Annotated in this window: 14 protein-coding genes and 1 other annotated feature; of the genes, 6 read left to right on the forward strand and 8 right to left on the reverse strand. The window is 33.3% G+C overall.

What is annotated here, in order from left to right:
- From BQ7474_RS09340 to BQ7474_RS09350, 3 genes are all read right to left on the reverse strand, one after another.
- Positions 1–435 carry a PTS sugar transporter subunit IIA gene (locus BQ7474_RS09340; protein ID WP_159429560.1) on the reverse strand — a complete coding sequence of 145 codons (435 nt, stop codon included), beginning with the start codon at positions 433–435 and terminating at the stop codon, positions 1–3.
- A 13-nt stretch (positions 436–448) separates the two neighbouring features.
- Entirely contained in the window at positions 449–2,320 is a 1,872-nt protein-coding gene (locus BQ7474_RS09345) for a BglG family transcription antiterminator (protein WP_073998594.1), read from the reverse strand.
- Between the two features lie 310 nt (positions 2,321–2,630).
- Positions 2,631–3,860 (reverse strand): dicarboxylate/amino acid:cation symporter, encoded by a 1,230-nt coding sequence (locus BQ7474_RS09350; protein ID WP_073998595.1) that lies wholly within the window; start codon positions 3,858–3,860, stop codon positions 2,631–2,633.
- A 135-nt stretch (positions 3,861–3,995) separates the two neighbouring features.
- On the opposite strand from BQ7474_RS09350, the gene uraA reads away from it, so the two are divergent.
- On the forward strand, positions 3,996–5,261 hold the full coding sequence (uraA, locus tag BQ7474_RS09355) for a uracil permease (protein WP_073998596.1): 1,266 nt from the start codon (positions 3,996–3,998) through the stop codon (positions 5,259–5,261).
- 75 nt (positions 5,262–5,336) lie between these two features.
- Here the strand turns inward: uraA and BQ7474_RS09360 are convergent, their stop codons facing one another.
- The 3 genes from BQ7474_RS09360 to BQ7474_RS09370 all read right to left on the reverse strand — a co-directional run bounded on the left by BQ7474_RS09360 (position 5,337) and on the right by BQ7474_RS09370 (position 7,990).
- A complete protein-coding gene (locus tag BQ7474_RS09360) occupies positions 5,337–6,311 on the reverse strand; it encodes a CPBP family intramembrane glutamic endopeptidase (protein WP_073998597.1) in 975 nt (324 codons plus the stop codon).
- A 95-nt stretch (positions 6,312–6,406) separates the two neighbouring features.
- Positions 6,407–7,312, reverse strand: coding sequence for a CPBP family intramembrane glutamic endopeptidase (locus BQ7474_RS09365; RefSeq protein WP_073998598.1), 906 nt, complete (start codon positions 7,310–7,312; stop codon positions 6,407–6,409).
- A 27-nt stretch (positions 7,313–7,339) separates the two neighbouring features.
- Positions 7,340–7,990, reverse strand: coding sequence for a hypothetical protein (locus tag BQ7474_RS09370; RefSeq protein ID WP_143180006.1), 651 nt, complete (start codon positions 7,988–7,990; stop codon positions 7,340–7,342).
- A gap of 70 nt (positions 7,991–8,060) precedes the next feature.
- Between BQ7474_RS09370 and BQ7474_RS09375 the strand changes: the two genes are divergently transcribed.
- The 5 genes from BQ7474_RS09375 to BQ7474_RS09395 all read left to right on the forward strand — a co-directional run bounded on the left by BQ7474_RS09375 (position 8,061) and on the right by BQ7474_RS09395 (position 13,040).
- Positions 8,061–8,924: a hypothetical protein gene (locus BQ7474_RS09375; RefSeq protein WP_073998600.1), complete on the forward strand. Its 864-nt coding sequence runs from the start codon at positions 8,061–8,063 to the stop codon at positions 8,922–8,924.
- A gap of 98 nt (positions 8,925–9,022) precedes the next feature.
- On the forward strand, positions 9,023–10,582 hold the full coding sequence (nagE, locus tag BQ7474_RS09380; protein ID WP_073998601.1) for an N-acetylglucosamine-specific PTS transporter subunit IIBC: 1,560 nt from the start codon (positions 9,023–9,025) through the stop codon (positions 10,580–10,582).
- 69 nt (positions 10,583–10,651) lie between these two features.
- Positions 10,652–11,218: a helix-turn-helix domain-containing protein gene (locus BQ7474_RS09385; protein WP_073997051.1), complete on the forward strand. Its 567-nt coding sequence runs from the start codon at positions 10,652–10,654 to the stop codon at positions 11,216–11,218.
- Positions 11,182–12,036 carry an IS3 family transposase gene (locus tag BQ7474_RS09390; protein WP_159429565.1) on the forward strand — a complete coding sequence of 285 codons (855 nt, stop codon included), beginning with the start codon at positions 11,182–11,184 and terminating at the stop codon, positions 12,034–12,036. The genes BQ7474_RS09385 and BQ7474_RS09390 overlap by 37 nt, the downstream gene beginning before the upstream one ends.
- Before the next feature lie 77 nt (positions 12,037–12,113).
- Complete coding sequence (locus tag BQ7474_RS09395) at positions 12,114–13,040, forward strand: DUF7916 family protein (protein ID WP_073998603.1); 927 nt, start codon at positions 12,114–12,116, stop codon at positions 13,038–13,040.
- Positions 13,041–13,415: 375 nt separating this feature from the next.
- On the opposite strand, the gene BQ7474_RS09400 is transcribed toward BQ7474_RS09395, so the two are convergent.
- Together BQ7474_RS09400 and thrS are read right to left on the reverse strand one after the other, a co-directional pair.
- A complete protein-coding gene (locus tag BQ7474_RS09400; protein ID WP_073998604.1) occupies positions 13,416–14,786 on the reverse strand; it encodes an MATE family efflux transporter in 1,371 nt (456 codons plus the stop codon).
- A gap of 127 nt (positions 14,787–14,913) precedes the next feature.
- Positions 14,914–16,836 carry a threonine--tRNA ligase gene (thrS, locus tag BQ7474_RS09405; RefSeq protein ID WP_073998605.1) on the reverse strand — a complete coding sequence of 641 codons (1,923 nt, stop codon included), beginning with the start codon at positions 16,834–16,836 and terminating at the stop codon, positions 14,914–14,916.
- A 53-nt stretch (positions 16,837–16,889) separates the two neighbouring features.
- Positions 16,890–17,076, reverse strand: a binding site (T-box leader).
- Between the last annotated feature and the right edge of the window lie 71 nt (positions 17,077–17,147).

Raw genomic sequence — 17,147 nt, forward strand, 5'->3', positions numbered from 1 at the left:
TTATGCTCCTTTTTTTATTAATTCGTTAATTTCTTGTAAACTTCCATTTATGAAAACATCTTTTTTTTCTTCATCCATCAATAGTTCTGATAGTTCCGCTAATGATTGCATATGGCCATCCCTATCTTCTGGGGCTAGTACAATAAAAAGTTTTACTGGATTGCCTAGTAAATCAACTGGTTCTTTAATAGATAACAAACTCATTGATTGTTTATCTACATTCTCTTCTGAAATAGCGTGTGGTATTGCAATATAATCATCTATTACAATATATGGGCCAAATTTTTTTATACTAGAAATCATATCATTTACATATTCGCTTTTTACTGACTCGTCATCTATTAGTGGCTGAGTAGCAATTTTTATAGCTGTTTCCCAATCATTAACCTTATCAACTTTACTCATTCTTTCTAAAAATAAAATATCAGAAAGCATCATTCCTCCTTTTTCAAAATTTAGATACATATTTATAAATTATATTCGCGGCTTCCACAGAATTATTTGCTAATAGTAAATCTTTCTTAAATTTATTATCGTTAAACAGATTTGATAATTCGAACAAGGCTCTTAAATGGTCGCTTTGATTAACAGTGGCAAAAAAAATGATAAAATTTATAAACTCTCCAGAGTTTATTCCAAATTCAACTGGATTCTTTATGATTAATAAAGAAAATCCTGTTCTTTTTACACTATTCGATATACTGGCGTGTGGCAACGCTACTCCATCTGTAATTATTACATAAGGTCCGCTTCTTCTTATATTATCTATAGATTCTTCTATATATTTATAATTTATATAATCTTTATCTTTTAAAATAGAGCCCGCTTCTTTAATAGCTGTTTCCCAATCTGATTCGTAATTCTTAATTTCTATAAATTCTTTATTTAAAAATTCTGTAGCACTTAATCCGTATCCTTCTGAATACGTTGTTGGAAAAACGTTATCTTTAAAGTCTTCTTTGCGTTTTTTATCCATCTTTCTTATAATCAAATGATCCAAGAAATTATTAATATTGGAAATATCTTCGCTAGAAAATCCAATATTTAAATCTATCTGAATTGTTTTTTCTAATTCAGTACTTACAGTTGAAAATATCACATCAATATCAGATAAATCGATCAAACCAACCTCATGACTGCTAATAATTTTGTCTATATGAATTCCAAAACTATTTTCTATACGGACCTTTAGAAATTTTTCTGTTCCCAATCCTAAATCGGTTAATAAAGCAGCTCTCGCTTTTTTTAGTTCATTTAATCTCATAATCTCGTAAGAAGTTAAAAAATATATAGAAATATAATTAATATCATAATCATCAAATATTTTATTGTAGTAAGATTCCAAAATAGTTATATTATTTATGACAGCTTTTATGATATCATTGCTAATGGATCTAGGAAATCCTTCTATCATTAATTTATCATAATTTGTTATATTAACTTCATTTCTTTGAAGATGCATAGATAAATTACTAAAAAGATCAAAGTCTTCTTGAAAAGGAATATTGAGTTCATTAGAAATTCTTTCTATAAACTTTCTAGCTATTACTTGAGTATTCGGTGACTTAAAACTATCAACAATTCTAAATCTATATTCTAAGCTCTCTACAAAAATATTAATATAAAATTTTTCGCTATTAGGTAGTATAATCTTTGTTGTATTCTCAATAATTTTAATTACATGTTCACCTAGTTCAGAAACACTAGATTTTTCATAATATTTAATAAATTTGTTTAAGATAATTCTTGTTGAAAATAACGTTAGAAAATTGACAAGTTTGAAATAAGATTTTTTTGAAAATTCTAATCCATACTTATTTTCTAAAGTATTAATTTTTTCTGTAATTTTGGTATGAATATCTTTTAAAATATCATTTTCTAAAATTTCTATTTTGAATTTTCCATTATAAATTATTTGATATAGGTAATTATTATTATCTAAGAAATCTAGAATATATGATCTTAATATTTCCTCATCCGAATTTAATATTAGTCCCTTTCCCACATTTATTTCAACATTTAAATTGTTATACATCGTATAATCAATTAATTTTTCTTGATCAGATATTAAAGTGGTTCTAGATATCTGTAAAATATCTGAAATTTCTTGATAAGTTAAATACTTTGTACTTAAAATCAGCAGCAATGTTGTGCATTTAACTCTCTCATATACATTTAATCTATAAAAACTAACATCTAAATTTTTAATTATTATTTCATACAAATTATGATTATTAATACTAACTAAGCCATTGTAAATTGAAATATGGTAAGTGGGTTCAATTTTATTAATAATTATATTTAATCTATCTACAGTCATCCTTATTGACCTAGAACTTACACTAAATATATCAGATAGAATGTCTATATGCTGATTATCTTCCGATTCACAAATATATTTAAGAAATATTAAATCTTTATAATTTATTTAATCACCTCCTATAAACATTATAAAACGTTTGCAATCTTTAATCTAGAACAATATGCTTCATCATATGAAGTCATTTATACTTACTTAAATTTCAATAAAATATTTTTTTAAAAATTTATTGAAATGAATACAATAAAAAAATAAAGTATGTTTACATTATTTTGATAATGAACATACTTTATTTATTAATCAAACTATTTTATGCGATTTTACCCTTTTTTCTTAGTCTATTTGAGTTGATGATAGCTGCTGATGCATCACCTGTGATGTTTAGTACTGTTCTACCCATATCAAATATTCTATCAACTCCTGCTACTAGGGCAATTCCTTCTACTGGAAGACCAACTGATTGTAAAACCATAGCAAGCATTATCATTCCAGATCCTGGAACTCCTGCTGTACCTATTGATGCGAGTGTTGAAGTGATTACAATTGTAAGCATCTGACCAAGTGATAGATCTATGCCATAGCAAGCCGCTATAAATACTGCACAAACACCCTGGTAAATAGCTGTACCATCCATATTTATTGTTGCGCCAAGTGGCAATACAAAGGCTGTCACATCGTGGTCAGCTCCAAGTTCTTCGCAGCATTTCATATTTATTGGCAAAGTTCCCATAGATGATGCTGATGAAAAGGCAAATATCATAGCTGAAGACATACCCTTGAAGAATTCTATTGGATTTAGGCCACCTAAAGTTTTGATTGTAAATGAATACACTATCAAGGCGTGAAGTAGGTAAGCTAGATAAGCTACAAGAAGTACTGATGCAAGAGAGCCGATAATTACTGGTCCATTTGCTGCTATAACTGGTGCTAGCAAGCAAAATACACCAATTGGTGAAAGTTTTAGGATTAGCCCCATAGCTTTCATAAATATATCATTAAGTATATCTATAGTTTCAATAGCCTTGACTTGTTTAGTTTTTTCTAGCATAAGTATTGAAAAACCAATGATTAAACTCATCACTATGATTTGTAGCATATTGTTTTCAACCATAGGTGCTATGAAGTTACTTGGGAAAATATTTACTAATGTGTCCATGATTGAAACTTCATTTGTCATTTCAAAAGTTAGATCACTAGTTGAAATAACTGGGAAGAATTTCTTAAAAACATTTGCCAAGCTTAGACCGATAATAATTGCACAAGCTGTAGTCAAAAAATAGTAAATGACTGTAAATCCACCAACTTCACCAACCTTCTTGATGTCTTTCATGGAAATTATTCCGCCGATAATAGAAAACAAAACAATAGGAGTAACAATAAATTTGAGTAGATTAAGAAAAATATCTCCAAATGGCTTAATATATGTAGATAAAAATTCAGCCTGACTTTGCATAAGTAGACCAACAATAATGGCCAAAACCAGTGCAATAAAGATATTTCTCGCAAGAGAATTCTTCTTACTTTGTTTCTTTTCTGTCATAATTCGTCCTTCCTTTCTTATTAAATTATTAGTATTTTATCGCAAATTTTTACTTTGTAAAGTTTTTAAAATATTTGACAAAATTTCTTTCCTGTTATAAAATATCGAAGATTTGAGATAAAATATGGAGGTCATATGCAAAAGAAAAAAATTTATAAGGTAAATGAGGATGTACCAGCAAAATTACTAGTCCCTCTTGCTCTCCAACATACCTTTGCTATGTTTGGAGCATCAGTTTTGGTTCCAATATTATTTGGGATTAATCCTGGGATTGTACTTTTGATGAATGGCATTGGAACGATATTATTTATATTGATTACCAAGGGAAAAGCTCCTGCCTATCTAGGATCTTCTTTCGCTTTTCTTGCACCAGGAATTGCCATTATCAATTCTCAAGGTTTTGAATATGCCCAAGGAGCCTTTGTAGCTGTAGGAATTCTTGGTTGTTTACTTTCCTATATAATCTACAAAAAGGGAACTGATTGGATTGATATAGTTTTGCCGCCAGCTGCCATGGGAGCTGTTGTTGCACTAATTGGTTTTGAACTTGCCGGAAACACAATTTCTGGTGGATCAATTGGAGCTAATATTATGACTGATACAGTAGCAGCTACTGATTGGCTTGTATTTTTGGTAACTCTTCTTACTGCAATACTTGGATCAATTATGTTTAAGGGATTCTTGTCAACTATACCAATATTAATTGCAATTATTGTCGGCTACATAGTAGCTTATTTCAACGGCCAAGTTGACCTTACACCAGTTAGAGAAGCGCAAATTTTTACTATCCCAACTTTCCAGTTAGCAAAATTCTCTCCTGAGGCCATATTTGCCATGCTGCCAGTCTTATTGGTTATTGCGGCAGAGCATATCAGCCACCAAGTTGTAACAAGCAACATCATTGGCCAAGATTTGATTAAGGATCCTGGTCTTCATAGGTCGATATTTGCAGATAACTTTTCAACTGCCATCTCTGGGCTAATAGGTGGAGTTCCTACAACAACTTATGGTGAAAATATAGGAGTTATGGCTATCACAGGAGTTTATTCAGTGAAAGTTATTGGAGGAGCTGCGATTATATCAATCCTTATGGCCTTCATAGGACCTCTTTCTGCACTAATATCAACCATTCCAGGCAATGTCATCGGCGGAGTAACCTTCTTGCTTTATGGAATGATTGGCACAAGTGGCATTAGATTATTAGTAGACCAAAAAGTCGACTATTCTAAATCTGACAATCTAATCTTAACAAGCGTGATATTTATAGCAGGACTTTCTGGCTTATCCATCCAATTTGGATCAATAGAACTATCAGGCATGGTTTTATCATCAGTAATAGCTGTAATACTTTCACTAATGATTCACTTAATCAAAAAATCTGGTCTATCAAACTTGGAATAAAAAATAAGGAGTTCTTGTAAAAAACAAGACTCCTTTTTGTCTTTCTTATATTCGATTTTTTATAAATTATTATATCTATTTTATTATTTCTGAAGAATTTTCTTCTTGATTCTGATTGTAATATCTGCTGTAGACTAATGACTTCTCTTTGGATTTTTTGATTAAATAAATAGTTACTATAGTCAAAACTATCGTAGTTGCCAAGCCTCCTTCAATGCCAAAAGCTCCACCAGTCAAACTTGGATTTCCTAATAACTTAGAGATGAAAATAGTATTTTTGCTATTGGCTATGCCACTTACTGAAATACCAAAAATATTACCTTGGGCAAAATTCCAAAAACTATGGGCTGAAGCCGAAAGCATTATGTCATCTGATACATAAAATAATAGGGAAAATAGTATCCCAACTATAAAAATATTAATGGCAGCCAACAACCCAAAAGAATTATTAGCCAAGTGCAAGAGGGAAAATATCAGAGCGTTTGATATTATACCGACCAAAGGGCTATATTTAGCAGCAAAAGAATTCATCAAAATAGACCTTGTCACTAGTTCTTCTTCAAAGCCTTGGAACATCCATCCAATTATTATAAAAAGATAAATGATTGGAGAAATATTGGCAATATTTGACTTTATTTCAATAAGTCCCAAGATTTTTAGTATTAGAATAACCCCACCAATCATTCCTAGACCAAGCAATAATCCCTTTATGTAGTTTTTGAATTTATTTGGGCTAGTAAGACCCAGAGATTCTTTATTTCTTTTTTGAATTTTTTTTGCAAAAATATAGACAGAAATGCTCACTAAAATAGTTAAAAACAGCATTCCCAATAACCTATATTCGCTATCTATGGAGTTGAAATAATTCATCATAGATTGTGGATTTTTCGTTATACTTGGATTAGAAAATGCAATGGCCAAACCTGAAATAACACCAACTATTAACATAGGTAATTGCATGAATAAAAGCAGTAAAAGAACAGTAATTATAGGGTTTTTATCTTTCATTGTTCTCTTAGTCTCTCTTATTGAATAGTTATCATGAAGCATAAAATATCCTCCTTCTTTTTCTATTAATCAATTACCCATAATTAATAGAAAATTAAATTTTTTTTAAAAAAATAAGGCGGAAAACCGCCTAAACTTTAATTGATTTTATCTACGTATAGATTTCTTCTTTTTATAATTCTTATTATTACAAAAATCATTATGATTTCAACAAGGGTCACAAAAATAGATCCTTCAAAGCCAAAGGCTCCACCGCTTATTAGGTCACCACCCATAAGTTTTGTTTTAAAAAAAGTATTTTTAACTTCATCCATACCACTTACACTCATTCCAAATATATTTGCCTGAGCAAAGTTCCAAAAGCTGTGAGTTGCTGCAGGTAAAAATATATTATCTGATATGTAAAATAACAGAGAAAACAAAATACCCATTAACATTATATTTATAAATGCTAGGATTCCAAATCCTGTATTGCCCATATGTAAGATAGCAAATAACAGGCTATTTATTATTATCCCTACTATTACTCCGTTGTTTACAGCAAAAAAATTCATCAAAATAGATCTTGTTATAAGTTCTTCTTCAAAGCCTTGGATAATCCAACCTATTATAAAAATTATAAAAAATGACCAAGATATTTTGGATGTATTTATGCTGATCTCAGCAAAGCCTGTAAGTTTTGCCACAAAAGCTACTACAAGTATCATAAAAATACCAAGTAATAGGCCCTTAAGATAAGATTTCAACTTATCACTACTTGTAAGTCCCAAGCTAGCTTTGCTTCGTTTTTGGTAATATCTTGCAAATAGGTAGGCTAATAAGGCTATAAATAGGGTAGTAAATAAGCTGACAAGCAGAAAAGAATCTGCATTTGCCAATTTATTTGAGTAACCTTTATCTTCCAATAATATCTGGGAAATCAAGGGGTCAATTATGGCCCCTGGTACTTGCATTAATAAAAATAAAATCACAACAGTTGAAACTGGATTGGTTTTTTTTAATGTCTTTCTGCTTTGTTCTATAGAAAAGTTGTCTTTTAGCATGGGACTTCCTTCCTTATTAAGGAAAATCTAATTTCCCTTGCTTGTATCCTCATTATCACTTTCGGCTTTTTTTTCTATCTTTGGTAGATCATCCGCATATTCAAGAGCACCACCTAGGATTGCATTGATAAAATCCCTAGTTTCATAAACCCTATAGCCTTTTATGGTTCTTTCCAAAAATATATTGGCCTCCATGACAGTCCTATCCTTACTAGGAGTAAGAAGTTTTTTGACATAGTTGTTGTGGACTACCGTCTGATCCTCATCTCCCTCGACACTATCATATACATCTATGTAGTTGACGTTTTTGACATTGAGCCTTACTTCTTTGCCCTTTGATTTGTTAGTCACATCTATTACTTCAAGGTCTAGATTTGAAAAGTTGCCGTCATAAAATTCTTCTTGTTTGACCGAATCATCAGAATATGATTTTCTTAAGACATCCAAGATAATTGGCAGACGATCTGTCTTTTCCTCAAGATATGTCACATCATAGGTTTTGATAGCCTTTTCCAATTTTTCAACATTTTTATTAACATTAAAATTTATAAAATAATAAATTGCAGAAAAAATTCCTAGTATTAATATTACCAGAATAAGATATGGTAATACTGACATCTTTCTCCTTCTTGGAGGAGTATGCTTTCTTCTGCGATTTGCACTATAATTTCTTGCCATAAATACCTCGCTAATTTTAATTATACCATAAGAAATAGCCTAATTTTTAAAATCGTGATATTATTATCATATGAATACATATAAAATCAAACTTGCAGATGGCCTAGCTTTGTTGCTATTATTAGCATCTTATCTATCGCCATTTTTTGCAAATCAAATAAAAGTGAATATAAATGTTCTTACAATGCTCATCAATTGCTATATCATAGCCTATCTGGCCTATAATATTTCCTTTACTGATAGCAAAAAAGTATTATTGATGGCCTTACCTCTCATAGTATATGGAACTTTCATTATATTTTACACCAAGGGCTTTGAACTTACATTTAACAAATACTTGATAGCAGATATAAGGTATTTGATTGTAAACTTCTTTGATGTGATTTTTGTTGTTTTTGTATTTTTTATCATTGAACTTATCCTATCTAGGATATTGGGGACTAACATTACAAGTGTTATAGCTTTTTTAGGTCTTTTACTCTACCTTGCTATGCATAATACTAATTATATTCCCTTTGACTTTTACTATAAGGACATCTTGGTCTACTTTGCCTTCTATGTTTTGGCAACTAGGATCAATCCAGCTAAATCAATAAATAAATTTCTCTATCCCTTGGCAATTCTCCTATTTGTTGGAGAAGTATACTTGGTATACAGCAAAAATTTCTACCTAGGCATATATTTCTCGCTCTTCATCCTAACATATATCATCTTAAAGGGAGATTGTGAAGTGGGTACAAGGAGTTTTGGCAAGTATTTGACCTTTGCCTATATCTATCCTTACAAGCTAATATATATCCTTTTGGCAGGCATAATTGATGCTAGTACTCTTATAGTAACAGTTATGGCAATTTTAGTAACTTTCTTCTTAGGAGAGATTTTATTTAAGCTAAAGATGAAATTTTTGGATTATATCCTTATAGGCGTACACTAATTTGTCAAATAAATTATTTAAAAATATTCCAAATTATGATAATATAGAGAAGTAATGGTATTTATTTAACATTAAAAATATTTTATTAGGAGGTAGTTATGAAAGAAAAACTACAAAGATTAGGTCAAGCCCTAATGCAACCGGTTGCGGTTATGCCTCTAGCAGCCCTTCTTTTGGGTATCGGATATTTTATTGACCCTGTTGATTGGGGTGCAGGCTCACCAATAGCAGCGTTTTTTATTTCTGCTGGTGGAGCAGTTTTAGATAACCTAGGCATACTATTTGCAGTTGGTATAGCATTTGGTATTGCCAAAGAAAACCACGGCGCAAGTGCTCTAGCTGGTCTTGTAGCATTTTTAACCTTATCAAAGATGCTATCAACAGGAACAGTTGCACAACTTAAATCTCTTGACGTCGAAACATGGACAGCAAGCGATCCATTTAGAGTTGCGGCATTTGATGCCATCAACAACAAGAACGTCCTTATAGGTATTATATCCGGAGTCTTGGGTGGCAAAGCCTACGATAGGTTCCACTCAACAAAACTTCCAGACTTCTTAGCATTCTTCTCAGGAAGAAGACTTGTGCCAATTATGGCATCTCTCTATGCATTAATTGCATCAATAATTCTAATTTTCCTATGGCCATTCATTTATGCTGGTCTAGTAAAATTTGGTACAGCACTAACAGGAATGGGAGCTCTTGGTGCTGGATTATATGGATTCTTTAACAGACTATTGATTCCAACAGGACTTCACCATGCCCTAAACCAAGTATTCTGGTTTGGACTTGCTGATATCAACGATATACCAAATTTCTTAAATAACGTTCAAGAATCAATCACAGCAACCTATCACCCAGGTATGTACCAAGCAGGATTCTTCCCAATAATGATGTTTGGTTTACCAGGTGCAGCCCTAGCAATTGCTCAAAGAGCTGATGAAAGCAACAAAAAAGCTACCAAAGCTCTTATGATTGCAGGTGCCCTTGCATCATTTTTAACAGGTGTAACAGAGCCACTAGAATTTGCTTTTATGTTCGTAGCTCCTCAACTTTACCTAGTACACGCACTACTAACAGGTATTTCAGTATTCTTAGCAGCGCAACTAAAAGCATATGCAGGATTTGGATTCTCAGCTGGACTTATAGACTTACTACTATCATCAAAAAACCCAATGGCACAAAAAATTTGGATATTACTTGTAATGGGACTAGTATTCTTTGCAATCTATTACTTCTTATTTAAGACTTTAATAGAAAAATGGGATATAGCTACTCCAGGTAGAAGCTCAAAAGCTCAAAAAAGTGAAAACAAGGCAAGAGTTATAGAAACCGAAGATAAGGGTAGGGTTTCAACAAGTGATAAAACAGCTGACCAAGAAGCTAAAGAACAACAAGCCACTGTAAAAGGATCATATGCTGATACAGCAAAGGTAATTTTACAAGGCCTAGGCGGAGCAGAAAATATTGATACAACAAGCTATTGTACAACAAGACTACGTCTAACAGTAAATGATCCAGCAAAAGTAAATGACGATAAAATCAAAGAAGCTGGCGTTGCAGGAATTATGAAACCAGGTCCAAAAGCAGTCCAAGTAATCATAGGACCACAAGTTCAAGCAGTATACGATGAATTTGTAAAACTTTTGGGTAAGTAATAACTGAAAATCAGCAGGCTAATGATATGTACCCTCTTTACTGGACAAACCAGTAAGGAGGGTATTTTTATGAAATATAGTTATGAATTCAAAAAAGAATGCGTACAATTGTATAGAGAAGGTAAATGGCCTGATACACCTGAAGGAGCTAAAGAAAAAAACTTTCATGATTCAATTAGAACATGGTTTAAGTTAGAAGAACTTCATGGACCAGAAATTTTAAAACACGGAAATAATATTAATTGGACTGCTGATGAGAAATTAGAAATGATATCTAAAGTGTTAGCTGGAAATTCCATAAAATCTATAGCAATCGAAAATGGAATCAATGATGGACAACTTTATTCATGGGTTAACAAGTATAAAAATTATGGATATAATGGTCTTGTGAATAAAAAGAAAGGCCGTAAATCTAAAAATACAAGTATGAAAAATAATAATAACCATAAAGCAAAAGAACTTAATGAATCTGAAAGAGAAGAACTAATAAAACTTAGAGCAGAAAATGAATATATAAAAGCAGAAAACGAAATAATAAAAAAAGAGATCGCCTTGAGAGAAGAACGTTACGCTGCGCAACTCAAGGCGAAAAAGCAGCGATTGTCAAAGAACTCAAAGAAGAAGGATACAGACTAAAATATCTTTTAAAAGCTATTGATATGCCAAGATCAACATACTATTTTGAAATAAACAAAGTTGATAATATAAAGATTAAGAATAGTCATATTGCAGATAAAATAACTCAAATATTTAACTTACACAAAGGAAGATATGGAGTAAGAAGAGTATATATGGATCTGATAAATCAAGGTTATGTCATAAATCATAAAAGAGTTCAAAGAATAATGCATGAGCTAAAACTATTTGGAAAAAGATCTAAGGAAAAATATCACTCATATAAGGGGAAGGTAGGTAAAGTAGCAGATAATATAATAAATAGAGATTTCAAGGCAGATAGACCTCTACAAAAATGGACTACTGATGTGTCAGAATTTAAATTCTCTTGGGGTAAGTGCTACATATCTCCAATACTTGATATGTATACCAATGAGATTATTTCTTACGACCTATCCTTAAGTCCTAACTTAAATCAGATATCAAATATGTTAGAAAAAGCATTTAACAAATTTCCGAAACTAAATAATCTGATACTACATTCAGATCAAGGATGGCAATACCAACATAAATACTATGTGAATGAGCTTAAAAAACATGGTATAAGACAATCAATGTCAAGGAAGGGAAATTGCTATGATAACTCCATTATGGAGACATTCTTTGGAAGATTAAAAAATGAAATTTATTATGGTTATGAAAAGAGCTATAGCTCTTTTGAAGAATTTTCGAGAGCAATAGAGGAATATATTGATTATTACAATAACGAGAGAATTCAATCCAAAACAAAATGGATGCCACCTACAAAGTATAGGTTAGCATCCACTACAATTAGTTAATTAAAATATTGTGTCCAGGTTTATGGGTACACATCATAAAGCTTGCTGATTTTTTTATAAAACAAAAGGAGGAGAAAATGAAAAGATTATTAAACTACCAAGGCAAAGACTACCTCAAAGCTAGCCCTATGGAACTAAAACAAGCCATACTAGCATCAGAAGGCAGGGTAATAGTATCAGAATCAGTAGTATCATCCCAACCATACATTGGAGGCCTTACAAACGCTGAAATAGAAAGAGCCTTTGGAGCAGACATACTACTATTAAATGCCCTAGACCTAGAAAATCCAACAATAAACGGAGTCCCAGAAGAAGCATCAAATCACTTAGCATGGCTAAAACGCGCAACATCAAGGCCCCTAGGAGTGAACCTAGAACCTGTAGATACTAATGCAGCAATGACCCAAAGTAGAGAAGAACTACCAGCTGGTAGGATAGCATCCATAAAAAACTACAAATTAGCAAATGATCTCGGCCTAGATCTCATATGCCTAACAGGCAACCCAGGAACAGGAGTAACTAATAGCCAAATACTAGAATCCATAAAAGAAGCCAAAGAGAACTTCAAAGGACTTATCATAGCTGGCAAAATGCACGCAGCAGGAACTGACGGACCAGTAATGAACCTAGAAATAGCCAAAGATTTCATAAAAGCAGGCACAGACATACTCCTAGTACCAGCCCCATACACTGTTCCACACTTTAACGAAGATGACCTAAAAGAGATAGCAGACTATGTCTACGATTACAACACTGACAAAGACATAGAAGAAAAAGTCCTCATAATGTCTGCCATAGGCACCAGCCAAGAAACAAGCGATGAAGACACCATAAGACAAATCGCCCTAGCAGCAAAATCAAATGGCGCCCACCTCCAACACATAGGAGACGCCATGAACGGCATATCCCTACCAGAAAATATCTACACCATGGGAGTAGCCATCAGAGGAGTAAGATGGCAAATGTACCAAATGAGCTCTAGTAACTATAGGAATGTAGAATAGAGTTTGTTTTCTATAAATATATGCTATAATAAAAACGCCACTTTATTAAGTGGTGTTAGGGGGTGATATGAAATGTCATCGTCAGTTGTGGAAAATTTTATTTTTCCTCTCCTAGTCGGGATTATACTTTTGATTATATCAAGGTATGTAGATTCCAAAAACTAGGTAAAGAAAAAGACAGTAGTTCGTACCTACTGTCTTTTTTAATGAGTAATACTACTCTATCATCGTCAGTATCCTTGTTCCCAAGGGCTTTATAGAGGTGGCATCTCTTAATATTATTATAAGTCAACTATTCAAATTTTCAATACTCGATTGAGTTTGAATCTTAATAAAATAATATTTTGTGATTATTATAAAAATACTGTGATCTTATTACAGCACATCAATCTTATTTCTAATATCCCTCTTTAGCATCCATATACACAAGATGGAGTTTAAGAATTCTGCTATGAAAAATGACCACCAGGCTAGTTTTAGGTTGCCTGTTAGGGATAGGACGTAGAATATTGGTACTAGTATTATAAATTGTCTGAGGAATGATTGGAGTATTGCTATTTGCCAGTTTCCTAAGGATTGGAAGACTCCACCTACTGCTACTACTGATGGGATTGCTACAAAGTAGGATAGGCTTACTATGCGCATCATTGGCACTCCTATTTCTATCATTGTTTCTGTTGCGTTAAAGAGGCCTAAAAGTTGTTCTGGCCATATCCACATTACTAGTATGGATATGGATACTAGGGCAAAGGAGCTTTTCATTGCAAGGCTTATGGCTTCTTTTATTCTTTCCTTTTTCCTTGCCCCAAAGTTGTAGGCCACTATGGTTGTAAGGGCGTTTGATATGCCTATGACTGGCAAGAAGGCAAATGATTGGAATTTAAACATTACCCCGTAGGCTGCTATGGCTGATGATCCAAATTTGTTTAGGATTTGGTTTAGGACAAATACTACTATGGATCCTATGGTTGACATAACTATGGATGGGATTCCTATCCAAAATATTTGTTTGACTATGTCAGCGTGCAATTTGAACTTATCTGATGTAAATTTGATTTCCTTGTTTTTTGTCTTGTTGAAGTATAGGCCTATCAAAGATCCACCGACTTGGCCTAGGACTGTGGCTATTGCTGCTCCCTTTACTTCAAGCCTTGGAAATCCAAATAGGCCAAAGATTAAAATTGGGTCCAGGATTATGTTTAGGACAGCTCCTGATATTTGGGTTATCATCGTATAGTTGGTTAATGATGTGGCTTGGAGGAGCTTTTCTGCGAGTATTTGAAAGAATATGCCGGCAGAAAATATGGTCACTATGTATAGGTACTCTTTGGTATAAGTAGTGACTATTTCATTTTGTTTTTGGGCTAGGGCATATGAATTGGTAAATAACAATCCAAGGATTGCAAATACTACTGATAGGATTATGGCAAGGATGACTCCGTGCCTGGCAACAGAGCCTACCCTATCTCTATTGTTTTCTCCCAAGAACCTACTTAATAGTGCTGAAGATCCTACTCCTATACCTACTCCAAAGGCTATTAGGATATTTTGTACTGGAAATGCAAGGGATACTGCTGTTAGGGCTTCTTCTGAGATTTGTGCTACGAAGATTGAGTCCACTACGTTATAGATTGATTGTACTAGCATAGAGATTACCATAGGTATGGACATCTCCAAGAGAAGTTTGCCTACAGGCATGGTTCCCATTTTGTTTTCTTTTATTTGTATATCTTGTATGTCTGTCATAATTTCTCCACTAATTTTTTGTATAAGCTTATACAATAAACCATTTAGTAAAATTCTGTCAAGATGTTTTATGCTTTAAAGCAAAAATCCCAGGAAATTATCCTAGGATTTTCAGCTTATCATCCAATTAAAATGCTGATTTTACTGATTTTGTTTTGCTTTCTTCTGATATTTTTTCGATAAATTCTTCTAAGCTTACTTCTGGTGTTTCTTCACCATCTCTATTTCTTACTGTTAGTAGTTTTGAACTTTCTTCCTTTTCTCCTACTACTAACATATAGTTTGCACGCATTAATTGTGCTTGGCGGATCTTATATCCTACTCCCTCGCTTCTTCCATCAACCTTTACCCTAAATCCAGCTTCTTTGATTTTGTCTTTAAGGTCATAGGCTGTGTCTAAGAATTTGTCGCTTACCGGAATAATTACTACTTGTTCTGGGTTAATCCATAGTGGGAATCTTCCTGCAAAGTGTTCTGTTAGTACTCCTATAAATCTTTCTATTGATCCTAGTAGGGCTCTGTGAAGCATTACTGGTCTTTTCTTCTCACCATCTTCATCTACATATGTTAAGTCAAAGTTTTGTGGTAATTGGAAGTCTAGTTGGATTGTTCCACATTGCCATTCTCTTTTGGCTGCATCTAGGAGGTGGAAGTCAATCTTTGGTCCGTAGAATGCACCATCGCCTGGGTTTAATTCATAAGCGATGCCACGTTCTTCAAGGGCTGCCTTTAGTTGTTCTTCCGCAAAGTCCCAATCTTCTAATTCTCCCATATAGTCATCTGGTCTTGTTGATAGTTCAAGTGTATATTCGAAACCAAATGTTGAGTAGAGTAGGTCTGCAAGGTCAATCATTCTGTAAACTTCTTCTTTGATTTGGCTTGGCAAACAATATACGTGGGCATCGTCTTGGGTAAATGTTCTTACTCTGAATAGTCCATGTAGGGTTCCTGATAGTTCGTGTCTGTGAACTTGGCCAAATTCTGCAAGTCTGATTGGTAGGTCTCTATATGAATGTTGGTTAGATGCGTAGGTCAAAACTGATCCTGGGCAGTTCATTGGTTTTATAGCATAGTCTTCTTCGTCAATTTTTGTGAAGTACATGTTTTCTTTGTAGTGGTCCCAGTGACCTGACTTGTGCCATAGTTCTTCGTTCATGATAAGTGGAGTTTTGATTTCTCCATATCCACGTTCTTCAAGAACACCTCTCCACCAGTCTAGTAGTTCGTTCATTAAAATCATTCCGTTTGGATGGAAGAATGGGAATCCAGGTCCTTCTTCGTGGAAGGCAAATAGGTCCATTTCTTTTCCTATCTTTCTGTGGTCACGGCGTTCGATTTCTTTTTGTAATTCTTCCCAGTCACTTAGTTGGCTAGCTTTTTCAAAGGAAATTCCGTAGATTCTTTGAAGCATTTGGCGGTCAGAGTCACCTCTCCAATATGCGCCAGCAATTGTTTTTAGCTTAACTGCTTTGATTTTCTTTGTTGATTCAAGGTGTGGACCAGCACATAGGTCTGTAAATACATCCCCCATCTTGTATAGAGTAATCATCTCATCAGCTGGAAGGTCATTTATTAGCTCTACCTTGTAGTCTTGGCCTTCTTCTTCAAACATTTTTAGGGCTTCATCTCTTGAGATTTCAACTCTTTCAAGTTTATGGTCATCTTTAGCAATGGCAAGCATTTCTTTTTCTATTTTTTCAAAGTCTTCTGGTACAAATCTGTGGTCTAATTCCATATCGTAGTAGAATCCATCAGCTACAGCTGGACCTATAGCAAATTTAGTATCTGGCCAAAGTTTCTTGATAGCAGCAGCCATAATATGGCTTGTTGTATGCCAGAATATTTCCTTGCCTTCCTTATCTTCAAATTTTACAACTCTAAAGTCACTATCTTCTGTGATTGGCTCAGCATAACCCATGACTTTGCCATTAACAACGGCTCCAAGAGCAGCTCTGTATAGGCCTTCAGAAATATCTTTAGTAACTTCTCCAACTTTTACGCCACTTTCATATTCTCTTATCGAATCATCTGGTAATTTAATTTTAATCATAATCTCTCCTTACTTTTTTTCACAAATAAAAAACCGTCCCTTATCGTTTCCGATAAAAGGACGGGTCATATCCGTGGTTCCACCTAATTTTGTTCTCATTAAAGGTCTTAACGCGACCAGACGTTTTAATTTCTTAAAAAACTCCAGGGTGGTCTTCGACAATTTTCCTTTTAAGACTTCTCAGCAATCGTCTCTCTCTGTAAAAATTCCAATCTCTACTGTCCCTATCATTGTTAATATTATATAAATTAGTTTACCTTCAAAATGGACTTTTGCAAATTATTATTGATGAGCAATATCTCTGCTTATTA

The sequence above is a fragment of the Anaerococcus urinomassiliensis genome (assembly GCF_900128425.1).
Lineage (GTDB): Bacteria > Bacillota > Clostridia > Tissierellales > Peptoniphilaceae > Anaerococcus > Anaerococcus urinomassiliensis.

Coding starts and splice junctions, on each gene's coding strand:
- BQ7474_RS09340 (WP_159429560.1), bottom strand. CDS start 435: ATGCTTTCTGATATTTTATTTTTAGAAAGAATGAGTAAAGTTGATAAG.
- BQ7474_RS09385 (WP_073997051.1), top strand. CDS start 10,652: ATGAAATATAGTTATGAATTCAAAAAAGAATGCGTACAATTGTATAGA.
- BQ7474_RS09400 (WP_073998604.1), bottom strand. CDS start 14,786: ATGACAGACATACAAGATATACAAATAAAAGAAAACAAAATGGGAACC.
- BQ7474_RS09360 (WP_073998597.1), bottom strand. CDS start 6,311: ATGCTTCATGATAACTATTCAATAAGAGAGACTAAGAGAACAATGAAA.
- thrS (WP_073998605.1), bottom strand. CDS start 16,836: ATGATTAAAATTAAATTACCAGATGATTCGATAAGAGAATATGAAAGT.
- BQ7474_RS09345 (WP_073998594.1), bottom strand. CDS start 2,320: ATGACTGTAGATAGATTAAATATAATTATTAATAAAATTGAACCCACT.
- nagE (WP_073998601.1), top strand. CDS start 9,023: ATGAAAGAAAAACTACAAAGATTAGGTCAAGCCCTAATGCAACCGGTT.
- BQ7474_RS09370 (WP_143180006.1), bottom strand. CDS start 7,990: ATGGCAAGAAATTATAGTGCAAATCGCAGAAGAAAGCATACTCCTCCA.
- BQ7474_RS09365 (WP_073998598.1), bottom strand. CDS start 7,312: ATGCTAAAAGACAACTTTTCTATAGAACAAAGCAGAAAGACATTAAAA.
- uraA (WP_073998596.1), top strand. CDS start 3,996: ATGCAAAAGAAAAAAATTTATAAGGTAAATGAGGATGTACCAGCAAAA.
- BQ7474_RS09395 (WP_073998603.1), top strand. CDS start 12,114: ATGAAAAGATTATTAAACTACCAAGGCAAAGACTACCTCAAAGCTAGC.
- BQ7474_RS09375 (WP_073998600.1), top strand. CDS start 8,061: ATGAATACATATAAAATCAAACTTGCAGATGGCCTAGCTTTGTTGCTA.
- BQ7474_RS09350 (WP_073998595.1), bottom strand. CDS start 3,860: ATGACAGAAAAGAAACAAAGTAAGAAGAATTCTCTTGCGAGAAATATC.